This window comes from Parahoeflea alexandrii (assembly GCF_024105735.1).
Lineage (GTDB): Bacteria > Pseudomonadota > Alphaproteobacteria > Rhizobiales > Rhizobiaceae > Hoeflea > Hoeflea alexandrii.
The window spans coordinates 865,076-890,647 of the sequence record NZ_JAAAML010000002.1 but is presented as its reverse complement, the minus strand read 5'-3'; the positions used below and the strand labels follow the sequence as shown (position 1 = coordinate 890,647).

General features: G+C 62.0%; 27 protein-coding genes. 11 read left to right on the top strand and 16 right to left on the bottom strand.

What is annotated here, in order from left to right:
* Nucleotides 1–51 precede the first annotated feature (51 nt).
* The 3 genes from GTW23_RS13845 to GTW23_RS13835 all read right to left on the bottom strand — a co-directional run bounded on the left by GTW23_RS13845 (nucleotide 52) and on the right by GTW23_RS13835 (nucleotide 1,979).
* Nucleotides 52–618 (bottom strand): fasciclin domain-containing protein, encoded by a 567-nt coding sequence (locus GTW23_RS13845; RefSeq protein ID WP_152010642.1) that lies wholly within the window; start codon nucleotides 616–618, stop codon nucleotides 52–54.
* A gap of 120 nt (nucleotides 619–738) precedes the next feature.
* Nucleotides 739–1,443, bottom strand: coding sequence for an anti-sigma factor (locus GTW23_RS13840; protein ID WP_252916176.1), 705 nt, complete (start codon nucleotides 1,441–1,443; stop codon nucleotides 739–741).
* On the bottom strand, nucleotides 1,440–1,979 hold the full coding sequence (locus tag GTW23_RS13835; RefSeq protein ID WP_152010644.1) for a sigma-70 family RNA polymerase sigma factor: 540 nt from the start codon (nucleotides 1,977–1,979) through the stop codon (nucleotides 1,440–1,442). Before GTW23_RS13835 ends, GTW23_RS13840 begins: the two co-directional genes overlap by 4 nt.
* A gap of 210 nt (nucleotides 1,980–2,189) precedes the next feature.
* On the opposite strand from GTW23_RS13835, the gene argB reads away from it, so the two are divergent.
* Nucleotides 2,190–3,086, top strand: coding sequence for an acetylglutamate kinase (argB, locus tag GTW23_RS13830; RefSeq protein ID WP_152010645.1), 897 nt, complete (start codon nucleotides 2,190–2,192; stop codon nucleotides 3,084–3,086).
* 67 nt (nucleotides 3,087–3,153) lie between these two features.
* Here argB and GTW23_RS13825 read toward each other — a convergent pair whose 3' ends face one another.
* The 3 genes from GTW23_RS13825 to GTW23_RS13815 form a co-directional block, all read right to left on the bottom strand.
* Entirely contained in the window at nucleotides 3,154–4,458 is a 1,305-nt protein-coding gene (locus tag GTW23_RS13825; RefSeq protein ID WP_152010646.1) for an alpha/beta hydrolase, read from the bottom strand.
* 87 nt (nucleotides 4,459–4,545) lie between these two features.
* Nucleotides 4,546–5,448, bottom strand: coding sequence for a DMT family transporter (locus GTW23_RS13820; RefSeq protein WP_252916175.1), 903 nt, complete (start codon nucleotides 5,446–5,448; stop codon nucleotides 4,546–4,548).
* 156 nt (nucleotides 5,449–5,604) lie between these two features.
* Nucleotides 5,605–6,420: a GGDEF domain-containing protein gene (locus GTW23_RS13815; protein ID WP_252916174.1), complete on the bottom strand. Its 816-nt coding sequence runs from the start codon at nucleotides 6,418–6,420 to the stop codon at nucleotides 5,605–5,607.
* Between the two features lie 150 nt (nucleotides 6,421–6,570).
* Between GTW23_RS13815 and GTW23_RS13810 the strand changes: the two genes are divergently transcribed.
* Together GTW23_RS13810 and GTW23_RS13805 are read left to right on the top strand one after the other, a co-directional pair.
* On the top strand, nucleotides 6,571–7,278 hold the full coding sequence (locus tag GTW23_RS13810) for a pyrimidine 5'-nucleotidase (protein WP_152010649.1): 708 nt from the start codon (nucleotides 6,571–6,573) through the stop codon (nucleotides 7,276–7,278).
* A gap of 171 nt (nucleotides 7,279–7,449) precedes the next feature.
* Nucleotides 7,450–8,043, top strand: a complete 594-nt coding sequence (locus GTW23_RS13805; RefSeq protein WP_152010650.1) for a hypothetical protein — start codon at nucleotides 7,450–7,452, stop codon at nucleotides 8,041–8,043.
* Between the two features lie 56 nt (nucleotides 8,044–8,099).
* Here GTW23_RS13805 and GTW23_RS13800 read toward each other — a convergent pair whose 3' ends face one another.
* Entirely contained in the window at nucleotides 8,100–8,954 is an 855-nt protein-coding gene (locus GTW23_RS13800) for an LOG family protein (RefSeq protein WP_152010651.1), read from the bottom strand.
* 147 nt (nucleotides 8,955–9,101) lie between these two features.
* Between GTW23_RS13800 and dapD the strand changes: the two genes are divergently transcribed.
* The 4 genes from dapD (at nucleotide 9,102) to GTW23_RS13780 (ending at nucleotide 12,218) form a co-directional block, all read left to right on the top strand.
* Complete coding sequence (gene dapD / locus GTW23_RS13795; protein ID WP_152010652.1) at nucleotides 9,102–9,956, top strand: 2,3,4,5-tetrahydropyridine-2,6-dicarboxylate N-succinyltransferase; 855 nt, start codon at nucleotides 9,102–9,104, stop codon at nucleotides 9,954–9,956.
* Between the two features lie 33 nt (nucleotides 9,957–9,989).
* The gene (locus tag GTW23_RS13790) at nucleotides 9,990–10,346 is read left to right on the top strand and encodes a DUF805 domain-containing protein (protein WP_252916173.1); all 357 of its coding nucleotides are present in this window, start codon (nucleotides 9,990–9,992) and stop codon (nucleotides 10,344–10,346) included.
* A gap of 64 nt (nucleotides 10,347–10,410) precedes the next feature.
* Complete coding sequence (gene dapE / locus GTW23_RS13785; RefSeq protein WP_252916172.1) at nucleotides 10,411–11,613, top strand: succinyl-diaminopimelate desuccinylase; 1,203 nt, start codon at nucleotides 10,411–10,413, stop codon at nucleotides 11,611–11,613.
* Between the two features lie 2 nt (nucleotides 11,614–11,615).
* Nucleotides 11,616–12,218, top strand: coding sequence for a hypothetical protein (locus GTW23_RS13780; RefSeq protein ID WP_252916171.1), 603 nt, complete (start codon nucleotides 11,616–11,618; stop codon nucleotides 12,216–12,218).
* Between the two features lie 116 nt (nucleotides 12,219–12,334).
* Here GTW23_RS13780 and GTW23_RS13775 read toward each other — a convergent pair whose 3' ends face one another.
* From GTW23_RS13775 to def, 5 genes are all read right to left on the bottom strand, one after another.
* Nucleotides 12,335–12,808 carry a chemotaxis protein CheW gene (locus tag GTW23_RS13775; protein ID WP_152010656.1) on the bottom strand — a complete coding sequence of 158 codons (474 nt, stop codon included), beginning with the start codon at nucleotides 12,806–12,808 and terminating at the stop codon, nucleotides 12,335–12,337.
* Nucleotides 12,808–15,291, bottom strand: a complete 2,484-nt coding sequence (locus GTW23_RS13770) for a methyl-accepting chemotaxis protein (RefSeq protein ID WP_252916170.1) — start codon at nucleotides 15,289–15,291, stop codon at nucleotides 12,808–12,810. Before GTW23_RS13770 ends, GTW23_RS13775 begins: the two co-directional genes overlap by 1 nt.
* Nucleotides 15,292–15,724: 433 nt before the next feature.
* Complete coding sequence (gene truA / locus GTW23_RS13765; protein WP_152010657.1) at nucleotides 15,725–16,489, bottom strand: tRNA pseudouridine(38-40) synthase TruA; 765 nt, start codon at nucleotides 16,487–16,489, stop codon at nucleotides 15,725–15,727.
* A complete protein-coding gene (gene fmt, locus GTW23_RS13760; RefSeq protein ID WP_152010658.1) occupies nucleotides 16,489–17,430 on the bottom strand; it encodes a methionyl-tRNA formyltransferase in 942 nt (313 codons plus the stop codon). Before fmt ends, truA begins: the two co-directional genes overlap by 1 nt.
* A 66-nt stretch (nucleotides 17,431–17,496) precedes the next feature.
* Nucleotides 17,497–18,015, bottom strand: coding sequence for a peptide deformylase (gene def, locus GTW23_RS13755; protein ID WP_152010659.1), 519 nt, complete (start codon nucleotides 18,013–18,015; stop codon nucleotides 17,497–17,499).
* Between the two features lie 112 nt (nucleotides 18,016–18,127).
* Between def and GTW23_RS13750 the strand changes: the two genes are divergently transcribed.
* Both GTW23_RS13750 and GTW23_RS13745 read left to right on the top strand, forming a co-directional pair.
* Nucleotides 18,128–19,411 carry a DNA recombination protein RmuC gene (locus tag GTW23_RS13750; RefSeq protein ID WP_252916326.1) on the top strand — a complete coding sequence of 428 codons (1,284 nt, stop codon included), beginning with the start codon at nucleotides 18,128–18,130 and terminating at the stop codon, nucleotides 19,409–19,411.
* A gap of 102 nt (nucleotides 19,412–19,513) precedes the next feature.
* A complete protein-coding gene (locus tag GTW23_RS13745) occupies nucleotides 19,514–20,413 on the top strand; it encodes a ribokinase (protein ID WP_252916169.1) in 900 nt (299 codons plus the stop codon).
* On the opposite strand, the gene GTW23_RS13740 is transcribed toward GTW23_RS13745, so the two are convergent.
* Entirely contained in the window at nucleotides 20,410–21,348 is a 939-nt protein-coding gene (locus GTW23_RS13740; RefSeq protein ID WP_252916168.1) for a nucleoside hydrolase, read from the bottom strand. The two genes, GTW23_RS13745 and GTW23_RS13740, sit on opposite strands and share 4 nt — an antisense overlap.
* Before the next feature lie 161 nt (nucleotides 21,349–21,509).
* Here GTW23_RS13740 and GTW23_RS13735 point away from each other — a divergent pair, with 161 nt between their 5' ends.
* Together GTW23_RS13735 and GTW23_RS13730 are read left to right on the top strand one after the other, a co-directional pair.
* The gene (locus GTW23_RS13735; protein WP_152010662.1) at nucleotides 21,510–21,941 is read left to right on the top strand and encodes an Hsp20 family protein; all 432 of its coding nucleotides are present in this window, start codon (nucleotides 21,510–21,512) and stop codon (nucleotides 21,939–21,941) included.
* 55 nt (nucleotides 21,942–21,996) lie between these two features.
* Entirely contained in the window at nucleotides 21,997–22,254 is a 258-nt protein-coding gene (locus tag GTW23_RS13730) for a BQ00720 family protein (RefSeq protein WP_152010663.1), read from the top strand.
* A gap of 160 nt (nucleotides 22,255–22,414) precedes the next feature.
* Here the strand turns inward: GTW23_RS13730 and ptsN are convergent, their stop codons facing one another.
* The 3 genes from ptsN to rpoN form a co-directional block, all read right to left on the bottom strand.
* Complete coding sequence (gene ptsN, locus GTW23_RS13725; protein WP_152010664.1) at nucleotides 22,415–22,879, bottom strand: PTS IIA-like nitrogen regulatory protein PtsN; 465 nt, start codon at nucleotides 22,877–22,879, stop codon at nucleotides 22,415–22,417.
* A gap of 125 nt (nucleotides 22,880–23,004) precedes the next feature.
* Complete coding sequence (gene hpf / locus GTW23_RS13720) at nucleotides 23,005–23,577, bottom strand: ribosome hibernation-promoting factor, HPF/YfiA family (RefSeq protein ID WP_152010665.1); 573 nt, start codon at nucleotides 23,575–23,577, stop codon at nucleotides 23,005–23,007.
* Nucleotides 23,578–23,824: 247 nt separating this feature from the next.
* Complete coding sequence (rpoN, locus tag GTW23_RS13715; RefSeq protein ID WP_252916167.1) at nucleotides 23,825–25,375, bottom strand: RNA polymerase factor sigma-54; 1,551 nt, start codon at nucleotides 25,373–25,375, stop codon at nucleotides 23,825–23,827.
* Between the last annotated feature and the right edge of the window lie 197 nt (nucleotides 25,376–25,572).

Genomic DNA, 25,572 nt, shown 5'->3' with positions numbered 1-25,572 from the left:
ATCAGGGGGTGGCGTGCCACGCCGCAGCCTCGGGGAAGCCGGGGTTCAGGTTCAGCCCTTGGGCAGAAGCACCTTGTCGATGACGTGAATAACGCCGTTCGACTGGTCGACATCGGCAATGGTGACATTGGCCACAGCACCGGTTTCGTCCTCGATCATGATCTTGTCACCCTGGTAGGTAACGCTGAGCATGCAGCCGCCCACAGTCTTGACCGGATGCGCGCCGCCATCATCGTCAACCATCTTCATGATCGCTTCAGACATCGCGTCGGCGGCAACAACATGACAGGTCAGAACCTTGGTCAGCTGGTCCTTGTTCTCAGGCTTCAGCAGGGTGTCGACAGTGCCATCCGGCAGCGCGGAAAAGGCTGCGTTGGTGGGTGCGAAGACGGTGAACGGACCTTCGCCCATCAGCGTGTCGACGAGGCCCGCGGCCTTGACCGCAGCAACCAGTGTGGTGTGATCGGCAGAGTTGACGGCGTTTTCGACGATGTTCTTGTCGGGGAACATTTCGGCGCCGCCGACCATCTTGTTTCCGCCATGACTTGCGGCAATGGCCAGGCTTGCGCCGGAGAAAAGGACTGCTGCTGCAGCAATGGAGCGAAGAGTATTTTTCATAATCAGCCTCTTTTGTGTTTTCAGGCCGGATCATCCGGGCCTTGTTCACCCGCCGCATCTTTGCTGCGGCGGTTAAAGAGGAAGACGGGAGGCATTCGGAAAAAGTTTCGGATGCCGGGATTATTTTCTGCCAAGAGGTCCCGACAGCACGACAGGACCGGTGACCTCGCCAGTCGGCGAGCCACCCAATGGCTCCACGCTGACAGCAAGCAGGGCGCCGTCGGAGATCTTGCTGACCAGGCCCTGATCGAGAACCAGGCGGCCGCCATCAGCCGGCACCAGGCCCAGCGAAACCGGCTGAGCCCCCTCGCCTTCCACCAGCCACAACTCGAGCGACTTGCCGTCATCGGGCGAGAACGCTGCGGGAGTGATGGTGAAGGCGCCGTCCGCCGGGTCGAGGGCGGCAATCAGGCCGACGGAGCTTCCGGGAGCGCCCAGCTCGGCAACTAGCGATGGCTGCGCACCGCGACCGGCAGGCCCTGCCAGATTGCTGGTATAGATGCCAAATGCGGCCGCAGCGGCAACCGAGGCAAAGGCAAGACCGCGCCAGAAGACCAGCGAGCCCCACAAGCCGCCTGCCGGCCTGGCGGCTTCGGCAAACAGGCGCGCGTCGATCCGCGCCTTGACGCCCTGTGGCGGGCTTTCCGGCGTGTAGGCATCGTCGAGATTTGAAAGATCAGCCTGCCACGAGATCACCAGCCCCGCGAATTGACTGTCGCGGGCCATGCGCTCCTCGACCATGCGGCGCTCGGCGAGCGGCAGCACGCCAAGCACATATTCGCCGGCCAGGGCATTGTCGTCGGGGATTTGCGCACCGCTACTCATCGGTTCAAGCACTCTCTCAGTTTCATCAGGCTGCGCCGCAGCCAGGTTCGCATTGTGTTGAGCGGCACCGCGTTGCGGTCGGCCAGCTCCTGATAACTCAACCCCTCCACATAGGCCGCCACGACCGCGGCAGCCTTGTTTTCCTCCAGCTCGCCCAGGCACCCGTCAATGCGCCGCGCTTCACCGCTCAGCATCGCGCGGGCCTCCGGATCCGGCGCCGCATCGGCGATTTCCGGCGCATCGTCATACTCCAGCGTCGCAGGCTGACGGCTTCGGATCAGGTCGATCGCCTGATTGCGGGCGATCGTGACAAGCCACGCCATGGCCGAAGCCTGCTCCGCCCTGAAACTGCCAGCGCGTCGCCAGATGCGGACATAGACCTCCTGAATCGCATCCTCAGCCTGGGCCCTGTCCTTTAGAATACGCAGGGCGACGCCAAATAGTTTCGCGTTGGTCTCATCATAGAGTGCAGAAAACGCCTTGCGGTCACCCAGCGCGGTGCGCGCGATCAATTCCGAGAGTAATTCTTGACTCATAACAGCTTCGGTTTCTCCGCAGGTTCACCCAACAGATAGCAGTTTCCTGAAATCCTGAAACCCTATACGGCGAAATTGCAGGCGGGGTTGCACGGTTTCGGGCCGGCTGGCGCAATGTTTGAACCAGTTATTGAAGCCGGGCCGGATTGGAGCTAAACAGCGCCGGACCTTTTGTCGCCTGCGCGCAATCAAAACCGGGACGCCACGCCAATGTCTGACACTCCAAGCGGCGACGCCGCCACACAGGCCCGCCTGCTCGCCGAGGCGCTGCCTTTCATGCAGCGCTACGAGAACAAGACGGTCGTGGTCAAATATGGCGGACATGCGATGGGCAATGCCGCGCTCGGCAAGGCCTTTGCGCAGGACATCGCCCTGCTCAAGCAATCCGGCGTCAATCCGATCGTGGTCCATGGCGGCGGCCCGCAGATCGCCGCCATGCTCGCCAAGATGGGCATCGAATCGAGGTTTGAGGGCGGTTTGCGGGTGACCGACGAGAAGACCGTCGAAATCGTCGAGATGGTGTTGGCGGGCTCGATCAACAAGGAGATCGTCGCGCTGATCAACGCCGAGGGCGAATGGGCCATCGGGCTGTGCGGCAAGGACGGCAACATGGTTTACGCCGAGAAGGCGCACAAGACCATGACCGATCCCGATTCCAACATAGAGCGCGTTCTCGATCTCGGTTTTGTCGGCGAACCGGTGGAAGTCGACCGCACGCTGCTCGACCTCCTCGCCAAGTCGGAAATGATCCCGGTTCTGGCGCCGGTCGCGCCGGGTCGTGACGGCCATACCTACAACATCAATGCCGACACCTTTGCCGGCGCGATCGCGGGCGCTGTCGAAGCGTCACGGCTGCTGTTCCTGACCGATGTTCCCGGTGTTCTCGACAAGAACGGCAAGCTGATTGACGAGCTGACCGTCCGCGAAGCGCGGGCACTGATTGCCGACGGCACGATTTCAGGCGGGATGATCCCCAAGGTGGAAACCTGCATCGAAGCCATCGAGCGGGGCGTGAAGGGCGTGGTGATCCTCAACGGCAAGACCGCCCATGCGGTGCTGCTGGAGCTGTTCACCGCCCATGGCGCCGGCACGCTTCTGGTTCCCTGACAGGGCCTGTCCGGCCGGCGTCTTGAACAAAAGCCCAAGCGCGCCGCAATCCGTCCCGCGCCATCGCCTACCGGCAATCTTGGGCGGCATCGCATTCAGGCGCGGACGGCAACTGGCCGGAGAGGTTCGGTGTCAGTCCCGCCGCCCCGAGACCCTGGCCGAAACGCCTGGATTGCGCGGTGAAAGCATCGCGGGAGTTGGGATCAAGAATGGCGATCGGTGCAGTGATCGCGGCGCCAGCCACGGACCCGACGGTGTTGGACAGGGTGATCGCGGACGCGCCGAGTTCGGTGCCAAGACTGACATCCTGATTGGTAACGGTCTGGCCGGCGATCAACCGCTGACCCAGCAGTCTGACCACTTCCGGGCTCTCGGCAAATTTCGAATGGTTGAGGCTGTCACCGACCTGCAGCGCTGAGAGATCGAGCACCGTGATCCCGCTGCGCTCGAGGCTTTCGCGATAGACCGGGTTGCTGATGTCGATCTGGCCAAGCCGGTCGACATTTCCTGAAATCCGGCGCGACAGGGTCAGGGCGCGGTCATCCTTGGAGACGAAGACCGTAAATTTCGGCCGCTTTGCGCCCATGTCGACGATCTGCTGTTGGAAGACGTCAACGTCGAGATCGGGAGAGGCGAGGATGACGTCGCTGATCTTGGCCGGGATGCCATCGTTGCGGATCGCCATCTGCCTGAGAGATTCCACCGTCAGCCAGGTCCCCATCGAATGGGCGAGGATCGTGATTTCCTTGATCTCCGGCACGGCCACCGCTCCGGTCAGAAGCAGTTCGAGTGCGGAGCGCGAGTAATTGGTGCTTTCCTTGTCATAGCCATAGTCAAAGACATTGCCGCGCGAAGGCCAGGTGAACATAACCGGGGTGGCGTCGGTCTTGCTGTCATGGGCGATCTGGGCGAAGCGATAGACCGCGCTCTCGTAGCGGGTGTTGAAGCCGTGAACAAACACCAGCAACCGTCCGCTGGACGACCGGTTGCGATCATACCAGGCCTCCACCTCGGCAACCGAGTCCATCTGTTTGGCCGAGAGGGTGGCAAAATCCCGCGCCGGATCGGGCGGTATCTTCTTCGGCCACTGGACCTCGCCGATCTTGCGGCGGCTGTCGGGCGGAATGGAGACGACAATTTCGTTGAAATCAATGCGGGCGCCACGCTCTCCGGAGTATAGCAGGCCCGGATTGTCGGAGGGCGCACGGGTGGTGGCGACCATGATCGACACCTCGGTCGCGTCCGATGCGGTCTGGGCCACGGGGGCCAGCACACCTTCGGGCGGGCTGGCGCAACCGGACATCAGCGGCCCGAGCAGAAGAAGCGCCACGGCGAGCGGTCGCTGCAGGGGGCGGCCCCTGGGCTTCATCATCTGCGGGCGCCGGGCGGGCATAACTCTCTTCCGTTCCTGTTCGCTGTGAAACCGGCGTCGGTTAAAGTGCCACCGCCACACCGCAGTTCAGACCAGCAAAAGCACGAGTATGCCGGCTACGATCAGGATGCAGCCGGCAATCTCAAGCTTGTTGACGTGTTCCTTGAAGACTAGCACCGACGAGGCGAATGTGAAAATCATTTCGATCTGCGCCAATGCCTTGACGGCGGCGGCGGTCTGCAATGTCATCGCCATGAACCAGCCGAAGGACGCTGTTGCGCCGACGAGGCCGACCATCGCCGAGATCTTCCAAGCGGCGCGAACCCTAGCCAGTTCGCCGGGGGATTTCATTCCCATCCAGATCAGCATGATGATGGTCTGCAGAATGATCGCCACAAGCAGTGTAACAGCAGCCTGCATCATGAAATTCGGTCCCATGAGCGACAACGAGGCAGCACGGTAGCCGACGGCGGCGATACCAAAAAACGTCCCCGAAGCCAGGCCAAGAGCCGCGGTGCGAGAGAAGACCGATCGCATCAGCGCGGCCGCGCCCGACGCCGAGCGGGCGACCGAGATCAGAACAACGCCGACGAGGCTGATGGCGATTGCGGCAAGGGTTCCGGCGCTGACCCGGTCGCCCAGGAAGATCAGTCCGAACAGCGCGGCCTGGGCAGGTTCGGTGCGCGAATAGGCGGTGCCCACCGTAAAATTGCGGTGGCTGAACATCTGGATGAGAAAAGCCTGGGCGGTAATCTGGGCAACGGCGGCCAGGGTGACCCATCCGAAAAACGCAGGATTTGGCCGGGGAAGCGGGTAGCCCGCGCCGAAGACAAGCAAGGCGACGAAGGCCAACGCGAACGGCACGCCGAAACCGAACCGGACGAAGGTCGCGCCGCTGGTGCCCATCACCCCCTTGAGATGTTTCTGCAGAACCGAACGGATGTTCTGCAGGAATGCGGCGGCAATGGTTATGAGAACCCAGGTTTCCATGTTGATGCGGCAGATCCAGTTTCAGGAAGCAGACATGAGACGCCCCGCCTTCCTGCAAAACCGAAGCCGGGCCACTAACGGCAGGATCAAGGATCTAGCAGCCGCGCACCCGGCGCGGCAAGCCAATCGCAGAAGAAGCAGAGTTAAGAAAACTTCTTACGCCGCGCGGGTCATCCCGCCGGCGATGACCACACAATTCCGGCCGTTGCGCTTGGCTTGATAGAGCTGGCTGTCGGCCTGGCGCATGACCTCCTTGGTGCGGGTATCCGGAGCGAAGGGGGCTCCACCGATGCTGACCGTGACCTTCAGCTGGCTGCCGTCCGCAGCGGTGATACAGATGTCCTCTACATTGCTGCGGATCCGCTCGGCGATCCCCGTGGCATTTTCGGTGCTTGAACCACGGAGGATCACCGCAAATTCCTCGCCGCCAATCCGGGCACCCAGATCGGTGTCCCTGATCGATCCGGCAATCGCCTGCCCCACTGCCAGCAACGCCCCATCTCCGGCATCGTGACCGTGAAGGTCGTTGATCTGCTTGAAGTGGTCGGCGTCAATCATCAGCAGATAGCCCGAATCGGACTGGCGCTTGAGGTCGGAGAGATGGGCAAGAAACCGGTCCCGGTTGGCAAGCCCGGTCATGGTGTCGTGACTTGCCCGGTGTTCGAGATCCTCGTGGGCAGCCTTCAGCCTGGCATGGACCTCGGAGAGGTTGCGATGCGCTTCGCCCAAGGCCTTGTTCGCGGCCTGGAGTTCCATGGTGCGGCGGCAAAAGACATAGGTCGCGGGAGGGGTTACCAGCAGCGGGCAGAAACCGGCGATGGGAAGCGCCAGCGGCAAGGCACCGGTCTCGCCGATCAGTACCATGATCGTCGTGGTGATCACCAGCGAGAGGACAACCGAGCCCCCAGTCAGCAGAACCATCTTTCTGAGTATCGCAAGTGAAACCGTCGGCGGCGTGCCGGTCGTTTGCATGGTGGGCGCTTCCTGCTGTTGTGGCGGGCGATGCTTCGCAGGATAGTTTTGACAGCGGGTATACAGACTAGGTAAATCTGCTGTTTACAAACGGCGCCGGTGTCCCAGGTTGAACCATACCGATGCCCTTCAGACAGGATTGAGATCTTCATGCACGAAAAATCGGCCCTGCCCGATCCCTCAGCGTTCGCCCATGTGACCGAATGGGTGTTCGATCTGGACAACACGCTCTACCCGCGCCACATCGATCTTTTCTCCCAGATCGACAAGAAGATGACGCACTATGTCCGAACGCTGCTCGGGCTTGAACATGACGACGCGCGCGCCATCCAGAAAAAATATTATCGTGAGCACGGCACCACGTTGCAGGGGCTGATGTTGCATCACGGCATCGATCCGAATGACTTCCTCGAGAAGGTTCACGATATCGACTACTCCTGGGTCAAGCCGGACCCGGCGCTTGGAGAGGCAATCAGGGCGTTGCCTGGCCGCAAGTTCATTTTCACCAATGGCGATACCCCGCACGCCGAGCGGACGGCGCGGGCGCTCGGGATCCTCGATCATTTCGACGATATCTTCGACATCATCGCGGCAGACCTCAAACCGAAACCGGCGCCCGAGACCTATGACAGGTTTCTCGCCAGGCATGGCGTGCACAAGGACAAGGCGGCGATGTTCGAGGACCTGCCGCGCAACCTGCTGGCTCCGCATGCGCTGGGAATGCGAACCGTGCTGATCGTACCCAACAATCTGGACGTGGTGCTGGACGAGGTCTGGGAGCACGAGGGCAAGGACGGCAACCATATCGACCATGTCACCGACGACCTTGCAGCCTTCCTGAGCCGGATCGTGTCGTGACAAGGCAAAGCCCGCGAGAGTGGGGCCGGCGAGAGTGGGCCGGCAAGCGCTGGACCGACGCTTTCCTTTCCAAAGTTTAATCTACATTACAGGGCTTTAAGTGGTGATCGTCAGCGGGAGTGGCCACATTGGGGTGGAAGGCAACGCAACCCCGACAAAAGGACATCTCTCATGAAAAAGACATTTCTCGCCACAATCGCCGCCGCCCTGATCGCATCCACCGCCGCACCGGCTCTGGCCGCACAAGGAGGCGGACAGAGCAAGGGAGACGGGCCGCGCCACGGTCCACGCATCGAACGGATGATGGAACGCTTTGACGCCGACCGCGACGGTGCTGTCCTGCTCGAGGAAGTCTCGGCACATCGCCTGGCGATGTTCGAAAGCGCCGACACCGACAAGAACGGCTCGCTGAGCAAGGACGAGCTCAAGGCCTTCGGCGAGATGCGCAAGGAGATGCGTCAGCAAAACCGCGAAGAGCGCCGCGCCGAACGCCAGGGCAAGATGGACGGCGATCGTGACGGCCGGATGGCCGGCAAGCATGATGGCAAGCGTCACGGTGAAGGCAAACGCCACGGCGGCGAAAACCGGGCAGAGCGTCGCGGCGGACCGCGCATGGAACGCCTGGATGCCGACAAGAACGGTGAAATCAGTCTCGAGGAGTTCACCTCGCTTGACGCCAAGATGTTCGAGCGTTTCGACCGGAACGGCGACAAGAAGATCGACGTCACCGACTTCTACCGTTCTGCCGCCGCCGACAACAACTGATCCTGAAGGATCGTCGCACATGGAACCAGGCCGGTGTCACATCCGGCCTGGTTTTTTCATGGAGCGCTGATAATGCCGTAATGGGCGGCGATGACGGCCCAGGCTTCATCGGCGGTGTCGACGAAATTGAGCAGGTCGAGATCGCCCGGAGAGATGGTGCCGAAATCGGCCAGCGCCTGAAAGTCGACGATGGAGTTCCAGAACTCGGATCCGAACAGGATCAACGGCACATGCTCCATGCGGCCGGTCTGGATCAGGGTCAAGGATTCGAACAGCTCGTCCATGGTGCCGAAGCCGCCGGGAAAGATGGTGACCGCCTTGGCGCGCATGAGGAAGTGCATCTTGCGAATGGCGAAGTAGTGGAAGTTCAGGCTGAACTCCGGGGTCACATACTCATTGGGCGCCTGTTCGTGCGGCAAGACCACATTGAGACCGATCGAGGCCGCACCGACATCATGGGCACCACGGTTTCCCGCCTCCATCACGCCTGGCCCGCCGCCGGTGCAGATGACGTATTCCTGGCCTTTGGTGGTCAGCGAGTGGTTTGAACAGATCCGCGCAAATTCCCGCGCCTCATTGTAGTAGCGGGCCGCAGCAGTGAGATTCTTTGCCTGAACATCGTTCTTGGCGGCCCAGGGCTCCTTGCCGGGTTCGGGAATGCGCGCGCCGCCAAACATGACCACCGTCGAGCGGATGCCGGCTTCCATCAGGATCATTTCCGGCTTGAGCAGTTCCAGCTGCAACCGGACCGGCCTGAGTTCCTCGCGGCAGAGAAAATCCTCATCGGCATAGGCCAGCCGGTAGGCCGGCGACATGCTTTGCGGGGTCCGGGGCTGGCGGTCGGCCCTGAGCTTGTCCTCGCGGCTGTCGGCCAGCGGATCCCATACCTGATTTGTGCGCTTGGCATTCATCTGCAAATTCCCGTTTGACGTTGCCCGCCAGACCGGAATTGACCCCGCGCCCTGCCTCCCTTAGGAGATGTGCAACGGCGCCGGCGGGCCGGCCCGACAGGCCAAGGCCGCCCATACTAGACGTTGAACCCTTAAGGAATCGCCACGATGAAACATGATTTGGCCGCTCTCGCCAGCACGATCGAAACCGCCTTTGACGCCCGTGATACGGTCTCCACCTCAACCCGCGGCGAAGTCCGCGATGCTGTGGAAACGGCGCTCAACCTGCTCGATCTCGGCGAAGCCCGCGTCGCCTCGCGCGGCGATGACGGAAGCTGGACCGTCCACCAGTGGCTCAAGAAAGCCGTGCTCCTGTCGTTCCGGCTCAATCCGATGGAAGTCATCAAGGGCGGTCCGGGCGAAGCTGTCTGGTGGGACAAGGTGCCGTCGAAGTTCGAAGGCTGGAGCGCCAATGAATTCGAACGCGCCGGGTTCCGCGCCGTTCCCGGCTCGATCGTCCGTCGCGGTTCGTTCATCGGCAAGAACGTCGTGCTGATGCCGTCCTTCGTCAATCTCGGCGCCTATGTGGACGAAGGCTCGATGGTTGACGGCTGGGCCACGGTCGGCTCCTGCGCGCAGATCGGCAAGAATGTGCACCTGTCGGGCGGCGTCGGCATCGGCGGGGTTCTCGAGCCGCTGCAGGCCGGCCCGACCATCATCGAGGACAACTGCTTCATCGGCGCGCGCTCGGAAGTCGTGGAAGGCTGCATCATCCGTGAAGGCTCGGTGCTCGGCATGGGCGTCTACATCGGCAAGTCGACCCGCATCGTCAACCGGATGACCGGCGAGATCAGCTATGGCGAAGTGCCGCCCTATTCGGTGGTTGTTGCAGGCTCGATGCCGAGCTCCGGCACGATGGGCAACGGGGCGGCTGCGCCAAACCTCTATTGCGCGGTGATCGTCAAGACGGTCGACGCACAGACCCGGTCGAAGACCGGCATCAACGAACTGCTCAGGGCCTGAGAATAGCTGATGGCGCGGCGGCCCGGATCCGGCATGCGCTGGCTTCTGTTCAGCGTTTACGGCCGGCTGTCGCGCAAGACCTATGCTCTGACCATGTTGTTCTGGACAGCGGTGCTGTCGATCCCGGTCTCGGCGGCGGTCCAGGCCGACCCCGACAGCGGTGCAATGGCCATGGCCGGCTTCGGTTTCATCTTCTCCTTCCTGCTCGCCGCCTGGTCGATCGCGGTGACGAGCATCAAGCGCCTGCATGATGCCGGTCTGCCGGGCATTCTGGTCGGTGTGCTGGTGATCCCGGCGGCCTCCTTCTTCATGCTGCTGATCATCATGCTCTGGCCGTCGGTGAAGGGCCCCAACAAGCATGGGCCCGGACCGGACCAACCGGGATACTGAACGCGGCCTTTTCTCGCGGTCCGCGCCAGTCGACAGTGCCGGGCCAATCGTCTAATCACGAAGCATGAAACTTACCGATCCGACTCAAACACTTGCCGCCCTGATCCGCTGTCCGTCGGTGACCCCGGAAGAGGGCGGGGCGCTGACCACGCTTGCCGAAATGCTCGACCGGCTCGGCTTTCGCAATGACCGGGTGACCTTTTCCGACGAAGCCACGCCGGATGTGGAGAACCTCTATTCCCGGCTTGGCTCGGGCGGGCCGCACCTGATGTTCGCCGGGCACACCGACGTGGTGCCGGTCGGCGACGAGGCTGCCTGGACGCAGGGGCCGTTCGGCGCAGAGATCGTCGATGGCGAGATGTATGGCCGCGGCGCTGTCGACATGAAGGGCGGTATCGCCTGCTTCGTTTCCGCCCTGGCCCGGCTGATCGAGCGCAAGGGTGCGCCCGAAGGTTCGGTTTCGCTGCTGATCACCGGCGACGAGGAAGGCCCCTCGATCAACGGTACCGAGAAGCTGCTCGCCCATGCAAAAGCCAAGGGCGAGAGCTGGGATGCGGCCGTGGTTGGCGAACCCACCAACCCAGCCGAGATGGGCGACATGATCAAGATCGGCCGGCGCGGTTCACTGTCGGGTACCCTCAGGGTCGACGGCGTGCAGGGCCATGTCGCCTATCCGCACCTGGCCGACAATCCGCTGCGCGGACTGGTCATGCTGGCCGATGCATTGCTCGACCCGCCGCTTGATGCCGGAAACGAACGTTTTCCGCCGTCCAATCTCGAAATCACCAGCATCGATACCGGCAACACGGCGACCAATGTGATCCCGGCGCGAACAACCGCCCGGTTCAACATCCGCTTCAACGACATGTGGAGTGCCGAAACCCTGGCGGACGAACTGCGCGCCCGCCTGGAACGGGCCGCGAGACAGGCGGGGCTCCGGCCAGGGCGGGATCCGGTGCGCTACACTGTGGAGTTCGACCAACGTTCCTCGCCCTCATTCCTGACACGTGATGATGCGCTGATCGATGCGCTGTCGGAAGCGGTCAGGGAAGCGACGGGACGGACGCCGGCGCTGTCGACCACCGGGGGGACATCCGATGCGCGGTTCATCAAGGATTACTGCCCCGTCGTCGAGTTCGGGCTGGTCGGCAAGACCATGCACATGGTCGATGAACGGGTTGCGCTGAGCGATCTTGAAAGCCTGACCGGGATCTACGAGCTTTTCATCGAACGCTGGTTTGAACGCCAGCGCTCAAGGGCGGGCTGAGCTTGGCAGGCGGCCTCGTACCATCGCGGCTTGAGGCCGGACGGTCCCTGGCCGGACTGTTCTACCTGATCCTTGGCAACCGTGACGGCTTGCGCCTGTTCGATCTGTCTGCGGATGGCTTCTGGCGCTCTTTCGGGGCATTCTTCTGGGCCTGGCCGGTGCAGTGCTTTCTGTGGACCGGGATCTGGCGCGCGGCGCCGGAAACACGGCCCGAGAGCGCCCAGGAGATCTTCAGGTTCTTCCTCGTCTCGACCGGGTTCGACGTGGCTGCCTGGGTGCTTCCGGCACTGCTGCTGCTGGCCGTCTGCCAGTTGTTCGGTATCTCTGCGAAAGCCCCAAGGCTGGTTATCGTCAACAACTGGTTCGGGCTGCTGTCGGCCTATATCGGGTTCTTTCCCGCGGCACTGCGCTATCTGACGCCGGTCTCCGACACCGCCAACGCCTTCATCTCGCTGGGCGTCTACGCCTTTGTCATCTGGCTCTACTTCCGGGTGGTGCGGATGAGTGTCGAGGGTGACCTGATGATTTCCATCTTCATCACGTTGATGATGGTGATGACCGGCCTTACCGTTTCCGAAATCGCCTTCAGCGCACTGACCCGCTGACACCACGGGTTCCACAAGCGGACGGGCTTTCGCATCGTCGGGTGCTAAAAAGCCATCCCTGCCCCTTCATCGAGAAAGGATCAGGGATGGCTCGGATCAGGATTCTGCAGTGTCGATCAGGCGGCGAGTTCCTCGTCCGTCGAGAACAGCGCATCGAGATCGAGGTAGCAGATCATCTGTTCGTCGACCGGAATGATCGCCCTGGTCAGTGCCCGCTCGGCGGCCGGCAGTACATCCGGGGCCGGCTGGAGATCGGCATTGTTAACGGTGATCATGTCGGAGACGTTTTCGACCAGAAGCCCAACCAGCTTGCCGGCAATGTTGGTCACGATGATTGCCGAGCGCTCGGTCGGCTTGATCGCCGGCAGGCCAAGACGGATGGCCATGTCGATGACCGGGATCACCGAACCGCGCAGGTTGATCACACCAAGCACATGCGGCGGCGAGTGCGGCAGGGTGGTCGAAGGCGCCCAGCCGCGGATTTCACGGACCGACATGATGTTGACGCAGAAAACCTGCTTGCCCAGATGGAACGAAATAATCTCAAGATAGCCGCTGTTGGCCACGTTGTTGTTCGCGGATTCTTGCATCAGAATTCCTCCCAGTCGTCCTGTGACGCTGCGGTTGAGTTGTTGGATTTGCCGACACCAAAAGCGCTGGCGACGGTTTTCAGCATGTTTCGGGCCGGAGACTGAACTGGACGCGACCCGGCGGTGGAGGCGCTGACACTTGCCGGACCATTGGCGCCTGCCGCCGGCCTGTGTGAAGCGGTCTGTTTGGCGGAGCCGGACGCCGTGGCGTGGACCGGCACGGATGCAGAGCGGCTGCCTGTAAGGTTGAACTGACGGACCAGCCCCTCAAGCGAGGCCGCGCCGCTGGTAAGCCGGTGGGTGACAGCGGTGGTTTCCTCGACCATGGCGGCGTTCTGCTGGGTCACCTGGTCCATCTGGTTGACCGCCGAGTTGATCTCGGTAAGTCCATTGGCCTGCTCGCGTGCGGCGGTGGCGATGGAGTTGATCTGGTCGTTGATGGCGCTCACGTGCTCGGCGATCAACGAAAGCGCCTCACCGGTTTCGCGGACCAGGGTGACGCCGGACTTGACCTCTTCACCCGACTTGTTGATCAGGCCCTTGATGTCCTTGGCGGCGGTCGCAGAGCGCTGTGCCAGTTCCCGGACTTCCTGAGCCACCACGGCAAAGCCCTTGCCGGCCTCACCGGCGCGTGCAGCCTCGACCCCGGCATTGAGCGCCAGCAGGTTGGTCTGGAAGGCGATCTCGTCGATCACGTTGATGATCTTGGAGATCTCGCCGGAGGCATCCTCGATGCGGCCCATGGCATGAATTGCCTCGGCCACCACCTTGCTTGACGTCTCGGTCGACTGTTTGGCTTCAGCCACCTTGCTGGTCGCCTCGTCGGCGCGCTGGGAGGAGTTCTTGACCGTGGCGGTGATTTCGTCGAGTGCCGCGGAGGTTTCCTCAAGCGAGGCGGCCTGCTGCTCGGTACGCCGTGACAGGTCGTCGGCTGCGGCACGCAGTTCGCCGGTGTCGCCATTGATGCCGAGAATGTTCTCACTCACGTCGCTGAGCGTTGCATTGAGTTTCTCAACCGATGCGTTGAAATCAACCCTGAGCCTGTCGAGGCTTTCGATGAACGGCTCGTTGAGCCGGATTGTCAGATCGCCTTCCGAGAGCTTGTGCAGACCATTCGCAAGCGCGTCGACAGCCTGCTGCATCCTGGCGGTTTCCTCGGCCTTGGCGGTTTCGCGATCCTGGCGCCGCTTTTCGGTCTGGGTGCGGGTCTCGTCAGCCTCACGCTCGAGCGCTACCTTTTCGATGGCGGCATTGCGGAACACGGCCACGGAGCGCACCATTTCACCGATTTCGTCCTTGCGATTTTCACCGGCGAGTTCAATCGACGTGTCGCCCTCGGCAAGCCGGCGCATGTTTTCCACAAGCGATTCGATGGGTTTGGTCATCGAGCGGGAGAACCAGGTGCTTACGGCAATGGCGCCAAGCAGAAGCAGCAGCGCAATGCCAAGGATGGCGTTGCGCATCATCACCATGCTGGCGCCGGCCTCGCGCTGGTCGATCAGCGCAGCGACGGTCCAGTCGGCGCCATCGAACTTGACGCCGGTCATGGCGACGTCGGCCTCCATGTTGCGGTAGCCGTCAACCGTACCGACGATCACGGCGGACCCATTGGCCTGCGCGACGAGATCGCTGTCGACCTTGACGGTGAGCTTGTCGTTTTCCGGCGTCCGGACCGAGTCGCTGATCAGGTAGCCCTGAGAGTTGAGCAGCACGGTTTCACCGGTTTCGCCAAGTCCTGAAGTGTTCGAAATGATATCGGCAATCTTGCCACTGGGCACGCGGATGATGATGACACCGACCATACCCATCTGAGAATTGAGCGCATGGCCCATGAAGGCGACGGGCCGACCGTCAGCTGCCGGATAGGCGGTGTAATCGGCGAACACCGTACTGTCGGTCACATTGGCGCCGACAATGCCTTCGAAAACCCGTCCGATGCCGGTGTCCTTGAGAGCCTCGGAACGCAGATTGCCGGCATAGTCGTTGTTCTTGTTGACCGAATAGATGACGTTGCCACTCATATCGACGAGGTAGAAGTCCTCCCATCCACGGCTTTCCGTCATCTCGCGCAACTGTGCATGATAGCGCTCGTGGGTCTGGTCGTAGGAACTCACCTTGGCGACATCCGGATCCTTGGCGGTGTCATACTTCTGGCGCTCGCCTTCCGGGAAGGGATTGTCGGTGATGTAGCGCCGCTTCAGCTCGTTGGTAACGTCGTTACCAAGGAAGCCCCAGTCGTACTTGAAACTCTCGAGCGCCATGCGCATCAGATTGTTCTGCGACGTTGCGGTCAGGTCCTGCTGAAGGTTGGCGAGGAAGGTTTCAAGCTGGTTGCGACGACCGTCAACGACAGCTTCGAGCTTCTCGACGATCTTCTCGTTAACCGCACTGGACCCAATCTGAAGGCTGACAACGCTGGAAACGCCGATGGACATGATTGTCAACAAGGCGGCGGCAAGCGGCAGTTTGCGCGAAATGAGCATCAGGATTCCCGGTGTTCGAACAACTTCGTTGACATGTCTCGCTGTGTCGAAGACATCCAGCACGGCATCATGCGGTCCACGCGAGCGTAGATACTGGCTTCGGAAGCTTTCCGTCTTTTATGTTATTATTCAGTTAACCGAGGTTTGCGAGTTTTCGGAATTGTAACATTGAGGGATGATTTCGCTCCAAATTGGCCCTGGAGACGATTCCATCCGGACTGTTGACCCGCAAGCAAACCATTCACGCGGTGCCGGACCGGATGACAGCAAACGGTTTGACGGGCGACCGAGCTTCGATCAAGTCCCGTGGCAAGCCAGACCATTTCCGGTGAAAAGCGGACTGGCCGAAAAAGCCCTGGCTTACTGTTTCACGCCATTCCGGACGCGAAACCGGTTCCCACTCTTGCGGGAACAGCTCCAAGATCCGCATGCCTCAACTGTCAGGATCGGGATATTCGACCGCGCGAAAATACAGGCCCTGGGGAGCGGCCACCGGTCCGCAGGCCTTGCGATCCCTGGCCACGAGCGCGGCCTCGACATCATCGGCGGACCACTTGCCTTCGCCCACCAGCCGCAGCGTTCCGGCAAAGGAGCGGATCTGGTTGTGCAGGAAGCTGCGCGCGGAGGCGTGGATCTCGATGAGACCATCGGCATCGCCCGTGACCACATCGAGACGCTCGAGGCTGCGCACGGGCGAATTGGCCTGGCAGCTCATAGAGCGGAAGGTGGTGAAATCGTGCCGACCTACGAGACGCTGCGCGGCCTCGTGCATGGCAGCGGCATCGAGCGGTTTGGGTGACCAGAGGGCCCGGTTCTTCTCGATCACCAGCGGCGCGCGGCGGCAGACTATGCGATAGATATAGTGACGTTTCACTGCCGAAAAACGGGCATCGAATTCCTCATCGACCTGGCGGGCGGCCAGGATGACAACCCGCTCCCTGGCCATCAGCAGATGCGCGTTGATGGCATCACGCACCGTGTCCTCGGGCCAGGTTTTCTCGAGATCGACGTGGGCGACCTGGCCGAGCGCGTGAACACCTGCATCGGTCCGTCCGGCGCCGCGGATGCTGACGGTCTCACCACAAAAGCCATGAATCGCCGTCTCGATCGCCTGCTGGATCGAAGGATGATCGTCCTGGCGCTGCCATCCGGCATAGCCGGTGCCGTCATATTCGATATCAAGCCGGTAGCGCGGCATCAGCCGATCACCGTGCCCTGGGGAACCGGCGTTCCGCGCAGAAAATCCCCGGCCGCGAGCGGCTTGCCGCCGGCCTTCTGCAAGGTGAGCAACCGGATCGCGCCCTCGCCGCAGGCGATCGTCAGGTGGTCATCGAGCGCGGTCCCGGGACCGACCTGATGCAGGCGGGTGTCCGCGAGCTCTGTGGCCAGCAGCTTGACCCGTTCGCTGCGGCCGGCGGCGTCGAGCTCGAACCAGGCGCCCGGCGACGGGGCGAGACCGCGCACATGGTCATGCACCTGCTGCGCAGATCTGGAGAAGTCGACCCTGGTTTCGGCCTTGCTGATCTTGGCAGCATAGGTGATGCCGTCATCGGGTTGCGGCGTGACCGGCAGCAGGCCTTCCGTTTCAAGCCGCGCCATGGCCTCAACCATCAGCTCAGCCGTCACAGCAGAGAGTTTGTCATGCAGTTCGCCAGTGGTCATGCAGGGCGTGATGGCGACGGTTTCTGTCAGCGCCACCGGACCGGTGTCCAATCCCTCGTCCATCTTCATGATCATCACGCCGGTCTCGGTGTCGCCCGCGATGATGGCGCGCTGGATCGGGGCTGCACCGCGCCAGCGCGGCAACAGCGAGGCGTGGCCGTTCCAGGCGCCCAGCCGGGGCGCATCGAGGATTGCTTTGGGCAGGATCAGACCGTAGGCGACGACCACCGCCGCGTCGGCTTCAAGCGCCCGAAACGCCGCCTGCTCCTGTTCGTTCCGGAGGCTCTTTGGGGTGAACACAGGAATGCCCAGCCGCTCTGCGATGCGGTGAACCGGTGACGGAAGCACTTCAAGCCCGCGGCGGCCGGCCGGGCGCGGCGGCTGGGAGTAGACCGCAACGATCTCGTGGCCAGCCTGATGCAGCGCCTCAAGTGTAGGCGCCGCGTAGTCCGGCGTTCCCATGAAGATGATGCGCATGGCGGTTCCTCAAAACACGGTCGCGGCAGGCGAACAGCCGCCAAACGGCAAATTCCAAGCCTGGTCTCAGGCGGTGACGCGCTGCTTGGCGAGCTTTGTGAACTTGCGCACCACCATGTCCCGCTTGAGCTTGGAGATGTGGTCGATGAACAGGACGCCGTTCAAATGGTCCATCTCGTGCTGCAGGCAGGTGGCGAGCAGGCCGTCGGCCTCGGTCACCTGTTCCTTGCCGGCACGGTCGAGATGCCTGACGGTAATCGTGGCGGGACGCTCGACCTCGGCATAGTAGTCGGGGATCGAAAGGCAGCCCTCTTCGTAGACGCTGGTCTCGTCGCCGGTCGCCACCAGTTCGGGGTTGATGAAGACCTGCGGATCGGGCTCTTCGTCCTTGCCGGCAACATCGATCACAAGCAGCCGCCGCGGCACGCCGACCTGGATCGCCGCCAGGCCGATGCCCGGCGCGTCGTACATGGTTTCGAGCATGTCATCGATGAAACTGTTCATTTCCGAATCGACACGCTCCACCGCCAGACTTTGCTGGCGGAGGACTGGGTCGGGCAGGTAGATGATCGGCTTGATGGTCATGGCGGTGAAATAGTCATTGATCCGCGCGGCGTCAATCTGTGACCGACATCGCACCAACACGATGTTCCCGTTTTGATCTGACAAAGGGCGGAGAATCAGCTAGGCCATGGCGATGCAGACTGGCACCACGCTGTTTTCAACCCCGCTTCTCGAGCTCAACGGCCACATGGTCACGCTGGGCGAAACCCTGCTTGGCGCGCTGGCAGCGCTCATGCTGATTGCGATCTGGCTCGGTGTCAGCCTGGCGCGCACCAGCCGGAGACGAGCCACGGCAGAGGCAGATGCCGCGGAGCGAACAGCTCAGGCCGAAGCACGGCTCGCCGAGATCCTCAAGGCGCAATCGGAAATGCAGGGCCGCATGGGCGCCATGGCCGAGCTGTTTGGTGCGCGGCAGGCCGAACTCAATCAATCCATCGGCCAGCGCATCGACGGCATGACCCAGCGGCTGGGGTCCTCGATCACCGAGCAGACCAGGTCGACGCACGAAAACCTTTCGAAACTGCAGGAGCGGCTGGCGGTGATCGATACGGCGCAGAACAACATCCAGTCGCTGGCGCGCGATGTGGTCGGGCTTCAGGCGATCCTGTCGAACAAGCAGACCCGAGGTGCTTTCGGCCAGTCGCGGATGGAAACGATCATCCAGGACGGGCTGCCTATGGGGGCGTTCCGGTTTCAGCCGACGCTGACGAACGGGATGCGGCCGGACTGCACCATCGCCATGCCGAATGGTGCGCCGGACCTGGTCATCGATGCAAAGTTTCCGCTGGAAGCCTGGAACGCGATGCGCGAGGCGGAGGCCGAAGGCAGCGGCGAGCAGGCGGCGCAAAATGCACAGCAACGCTTTCGCCGGGACATCGAGGTCCATATCCGCGACATTTCGGACAAGTACCTGATTGCCGGTGAAACCCAGGACACGGCGTTCCTGTTCGTGCCCTCGGAATCGATCTTCGCGGAGATCCATGAGAGGTTCGAGGCGATCGTTCACAAAGCGCAGCGCTCACGGGTGGTGATCGTCTCGCCGTCGCTGCTGATGCTGTCGATCCAGGTGATCCAAGCGCTGCTCAAGGACGCACGGATGCGCGAACAGGCGCACCTGATCCAGGGCGAAGTGATCCGGCTGATGGAGGATGTCTCGCGGCTCGATGACCGAGTGCGCAAGCTGCAGGCGCATTTCTCGATGGCGCAGAAGGATGTCGACCTGATCCTGACCTCCTCTGACAAGTTGACCAGGCGCGGCGCAAAGATCGAGGCGCTGGAATTTGCGCAACTGAGCGAGGGGACGGCAGCAGCGCCTGCTCCGGAACAGACCACGACCGACGCCGGGTCACGCGAGAGCCCGAAATTCGAACCGCGCTCCTCAACGCTCAAACTGCGTGTTGTCGATGAAGACGACTGACCCCTTTTCTCCACACCGATAAGCTGACAGAAAGCTTGCGACACGATTGCGAGCGCAGCCCGGTTGCCACATGGCGGATGCGGGCAAGCAAGGGAGGCCGCCATGATCACCGTCATCGGATCAGTCAACATGGACCTGATCGCCACCACGCCGAGACTTCCTGAACCGGGCGAGACCGTCTCCGGCACGGATTTCACCACGGCGCAGGGCGGCAAGGGCGCCAACCAGGCGCTGGCGGCGCAACGGGCCGGCGGAGCGGTGAAGATGTGTGGCGCAGTCGGCAATGATAGCTTCGCCACCGAAGCGCTCGCCCTGCTTGAAGACGCCGGCACGGACCTCGGCCGCGTCCGCCACATCGAAGGCCCCACGGGCACCGCGCTGATCCTTGTTGGTGGTGATGGCGAGAACATGATCGCCGTCATTCCCGGTGCCAACGGCCATGTGACGGCTGAAGACGCCGATCAGGCGGTAGCGGCGATGGCGGCGAGCGACACGCTGGTCCTGCAAATGGAGATCCCGGCGGCGGCGATAGGGGCGGCGCTGAAGGCCGCAAAGACCAGGAGCGTCCGAAGCATCCTCAACATCGCGCCGCTGACCGATGCGGTCGAACGGCTTGCGCCGCTTGCCGACATCGTCATCGCCAACGAGACCGAATTCAGCCGGCTGTCCGGCCGTCCGGCGGAAACGCTCGCTCTGGCGCGCGACGAAGTCGAGGCGTTGCATGCCAGAACCGGTCAATGCCTGATCGTCACGCTGGGCGGCGACGGCGTGCTGTGGGCGAGAGACGGCAAAGTGGAGCACGTGGCATCGCTGAAAATCAAGCCGGTCGACACGGTGGGCGCCGGCGACACGTTCTGCGGCTATCTGGCCCAGGGGCTCGACGCCGGGATGGACTTTGCCACAGCTGTCCGCCGCGCCGCCGTGGCAGGCGCGCTGGCCTGCCTCAAACCCGGCGCACAGCCGTCGATTCCGCTTTCTGGAGAAGTCGATGCCCGGCTCTAAAGCCGGCCGACGCGCTCGATAAACAGATCGAAAAAGCGGTCGGCGTCGACGTCCCTGACGACAAAGGCATTCTCCGTCCGGCCGGTGACCTTCCACCAGTCGACCACGGTGGCGCCGAGGGTGAGGTCAGAACCGGTCTCGATCTCGACATTGCATGAGCGGCCGGAAAATATGCCGGGATCAATCAGCCAGGCGATAACCGTGGGGTCATGCAGCGGGCCGCCGTCGGTGCCGTATTTTTCCTCGTCAAATCGCTCGAAGAACTCCAGCATGTCGGCCATTGCCACCGAAGGACGGTTGCCGTTGGCGCGCAGGCGCTCGACCCGGACCCTAGTGGTCAGCACCTTGTGGGTGACATCGAGCGGCATCATGGTGATGGCGACACCGGTGCCAAAGACGATCTTCGCGGCTTCGGGATCGACATAGATGTTGAACTCGGCAGAAGGCGTGATGTTGCCGCCCTCAAAATAGCCGCCGCCCATCAGTACGATCTCCTTGATCCGTTCAACGACATCCGGCGCGCGCTCAATGACTGTGGCGATGTTGGTGAGCGGACCAAGCGGGCAAAGCGTAACTGTGCCTGCCGGCTCCCTGCGCAGGGTCTCGATGATGAAGTCGACAGCATGAACCGTCTCCAGGGGTCTCGCGGGCTCGAACAGATCGATACCGTCAAGGCCGGTCTTGCCATGCACGTGCTCGGCGGTCACCAGCTTGCGGGCAAGCGGCCTGTCGGCCCCCGCATAGACCGCGATGTCGCTTCTTCCGCAGATCTCGGTGACGATGCCTGCGTTGCGCGCCGTCAGCGCCAGCGGCACGTTGCCAGCGACCGCGGTCACCCCGAGCACCTCCAGTTCCGGGCTGGCGAGGGCCAGCATGATCGCGGCAGCGTCGTCCTGGCCAGGGTCGGTGTCGATGATGATCTTGCGCGGCGTCATGGTCGGTCCTTCGGGGAATGCGATTCGGTTGGCGCGACCTTAAGAGCCGTAACCGCGATCGGGCAAGGTTCTTGCGAAGCAGGAATGAAGTTCCCATATTACCTGCATGCCGGATGCCGATCGAGGGTCTGGCGCCTGTCGCTTGAAAACGAGGACAAGCCATGTCTCGCATGACGCCCTTTTCAAGCCCGCTGCTGCTGGGCTTTGACACGATGGAAAAGACCCTGGAGCGGATCGCCAAGGGCTCTGAAGGCTACCCGCCCTACAATATTGAACGAATCCGGGCCTCGGCCGACGGAAGCAAGGCCGAGCGGCTGAGGATCACACTCGCCGTTGCCGGCTTCTGTGACGAGGATCTGGAGGTGACGACGGAAGAAAACCAGCTCGTCATCCGTGGACGCCAGTCCGACAATGACGGCCGGGAATACCTGCACCGCGGCATCGCCGCGCGGCAATTCCAGCGCATGTTCGTGCTGGCCGATGGCATGCAGGTCGTCAGCGCCGAATTGAAGAACGGATTGCTTTCCGTCGATCTAATTCGACCGGAACCGGAGCGCATGGTGCGAAAAATTAACATTTCGGTTCGAGACTGAAGATTAGAGTTCGAGCCAACAGGATGTTTCCTGCCACCTACAGGAGGAAATCGACGTGATTGCCAAATCGGGAAAGACCCAATTGTCCGCCAATGATCTGGCCCTGCTGGGCGCCGGCAAGATCGGTTATATCCGCAAGATGCGTTCCGAGGACGTCAGCGCCCGCTTTCCGGAAGCGCCGGTGCTCGACCCCGGCCTTGAACTCTGGGCGCTGTTCGGCGCCGACGGTACGCCGATCCTGTTGACCGACAACCGGTCGAGCACCTTCTACCGCGCCGCCGAAGACGAACTCAAGACAGTCGCCCTGCACTAAAGTCAGTCATCTTCGGCTGGAATCGCTCCAGGCCCATCGGCCAAAACCTGGATGCGCAAAAATTGAAGCCCGAAAATCCTTTGGATTTCCGGGCTTTTCACTGTGGTCAATTTGAAGATTGGTGCTTGCGCTGTCGGCAGCCTTCAGAACGCACGCGCCCTCAGGCGGCGTTGGATTCCGGCTCCTCGGTCAGGAAGGCATGCAGCGACGCGGCGTTGTCGGTGGCGCGCAACTTGGCCACCATCTCGCTGTCGCGCATGACACGGGCGATCCGCGAGAGTGCCTTGAGATGATCGGCTCCTGCCCCCTCGGGCGCCAGCAGCAGAAACACCAGGTCGACGGGCTGATCGTCCAGCGCCTCGAAATCGACGGGCTGGTCGAGGCGCGCGAACACGCCGACAATCTTGTCAAGAGAGGCCAACTTGCCGTGCGGGATGGCAATACCGTTGCCAACGCCGGTGGAGCCGAGCCGCTCACGCTGCAGAATGACGTCAAACACCTCGCGCTCGGCAAGTCCGGTGACTTCCGAGGCTTTGGCTGCCAGTTCCTGCAACAGCTGTTTCTTGGAGTTTGCCTTGAGCGCTGGCAGAACAGAGTTCTGCGCAATCAGATCAGCAAGCGCCATAATAAATTCCTTGTTCCGGGTCCGCTTTCCGGACCTCATTGTTCGCATCATGTGAACGGCTGCAGGCCGCCGCCGGTTCCATCGGGCGCCAGCCTGCCTGCCTTATATCATATCAGCCAACGCCGTCAGGACCTGACCCCGCCTGCGTCTATCCAGCCGATATTTCCATCATCGCGGCGATACACGACGTTAAGGGCATCATTGCCCGCATTGCGGAACATGAGGATCCGTTCGTCCGTCATGTCCAGAGCCATAACAGCATTGGCCACGCTCATCGTCACCAGTTGCTTGGTGCTTTCGGCGATAATCGCCGGGGCATAGTCCTCAGGCACTTCAACGGCATCGTCATTGGCCGAGTCCACAACCGCATAGGCCAGCTCCGCCTGAGCCTGATGATTGTTGGCGTGATGATCCTTGAGACGGCGCTTGTAGCGGCGAAGGCGCTTTTCCACGCGTTCCGCTGCAGCGTCGAAAGCCGGCTGCGGATCCTGGGCCTCCCCAGTGGCGTGCAGCACGACACCGGTGTCGAGATGGATCTTGCAATCAGCCTTGAAACGCGACCCCGACTTTTCCACGATCACATGGCTCGAAAAGCCACCGTCGTAGTACTTCCGAACCGCACCTGTGACATGGTCCTCAATGCGGGTCATGAACGACTCGCCGATTTCCATATGCTTACCCGACACTCGCACGCTCATGGGTCATCCCTTCTTGTTATGACTTGGGAATTTAGTCTAAGCCATGCGCCGCGCTCATCCAAGCGTCCGACGGCGGTCAAATGGTCCGGTCCATGCAATTTTTCGCTTGACAGTACCGGCTCGAGGCGCGCGGTCAAAACACGCCACCCAATGCGGAGCGGCTTCTACGCCGATGTTGCCAGACTGTCAAGTTTGGCACGGCTTTTGCTTAAATCGAAAACAAATTCAAGCCATTGACGGCCGCGGATCAAACCGCCGCCGCGCGGGCCCTCGCCCGTTTTTCGCGACGCCGCTGCACCGACGAGGGAATGGCCATGGCTTCGCGGTACTTGGCCACCGTTCGCCGGGCAATCTCGATCCCTGCCTTCTTGAGCAGGTCAACGAGATCATCATCGGACAGCACCGCTTCAGGGGCTTCCTGATCAACCAGCACACGGATCCGGTGACGCACTGATTCGGCAGAATGCGCGTCGCCGCCGGCCTGCGCCGAAGCGATGGAGACGGTGAAGAAGTATTTCAGCTCGAAAACGCCGCGCGGCGTGATCATGTACTTGTTGGAGGTCACCCGGCTGACGGTGGATTCATGCATGCCGATGGCCTCGGCCACCGCCTTGAGATTGAGCGGCCGCAGGTGATCAACGCCATGGAGCAGAAATGCATCCTGCTGACGGACGATTTCGGAGGCCACCTTCATGATCGTGCGGGCCCTCTGGTCAAGCGACCGTGCCAGCCAGTTGGCGGTCTGCAGGCACTCACCGAGAAAATCATGTCCGGCGGCATCTTTTGGCATCTTGCCGGTGACGGTGGTGAAATAGGTCTGGTTGACGAGCACCCGAGGCAGCGTGTCCGGGTTGAGTTCGACGTTCCATCCTCCATCAGAGGAGGGGCGGACCGAAACATCCGGCACAATCATCTCGCTCGAACCGGTCTCGAACCGGGTGCCCGGCTTGGGATCGAGCGCCCGGATCTCGGCCATCATGTCGAGCAGATCTTCCTCGTCGACACCGCAAATCCGGGTCAGCGCGGCAAAGTCACGGCGCGCCAGCAGTTCGAGATTGTTGACCAGGGCCGCCATTGCCGGATCCAGCCGGTCCTTGCGGGCGAGCTGCAGGGCGAGACACTCGGACAGGGAGCGGGCAAACAGGCCGGCGGGCTCGAACTCCTGAAGCCGGGCCAGCACGCCGTCGACCTGCTCCGGATCGGCGCTCAGCCGCTCAACGGTTTCCGCCATGTCTCCGACCATGTAGCCGGCAGCATCAAGCTGGTCGGCAAGCTCGGTGGCGATCAGACGCTCGGCGGGCTCGGCAAAGGCGAAGGCGATCTGTTCGGCGACATGATCGCGCAAGGTCGGCGCCCTGGCGGCAAAATCATCAAGATCGTAGCCTTCACCCGACCGACCGCCATCGCTGCCGGGCATCGATTTCCAGTTGTCGATGAATTCGGGCTGATCCACTCGTTCGGTGCCATGATCGTCGGGAAAGACATTTTCATAGCGCGCGTCGATTTCCGAGGTCATCCGCTCCGCCTGGGAATCGGCATTTCCAGCCCAGGTGGCATCCTCTCCCGGATCGCCTTCCGCCACCTGCGGCTTGGCCGGTTCTGCAGCTTCGGAGACACTATCGGGCTGATCGTTTTCGGAACTGACCAGTTCAAGCAGCGGGTTGCGCTCGACTTCCTGTTCGATGAATCGGGTCAGCTCGACATGACTGAATTGCAGCAGACGGATCGACTGCATCAGTTGTGGCGTCATGACCAGTGATTGGCTCTGACGCAGTTGAAGACCGGCTGACAAGGCCATGGCGACGCACTACTCCCCGCTCGGGCCGCCGCCAGAACAAAAACGGCACCGCCGCCTTCCTTCTGTCCGGATTCGGGACGCCTCCATCGACGCCCCTTCGACCCATCTGGCCCGAAAATTGCTTTTTTCTCCCTTCGGGTCAAGTGCGACCTATGGACAGGGTAAAAATGCCTCCCGCCGGCCCCGGAATGCAGCAA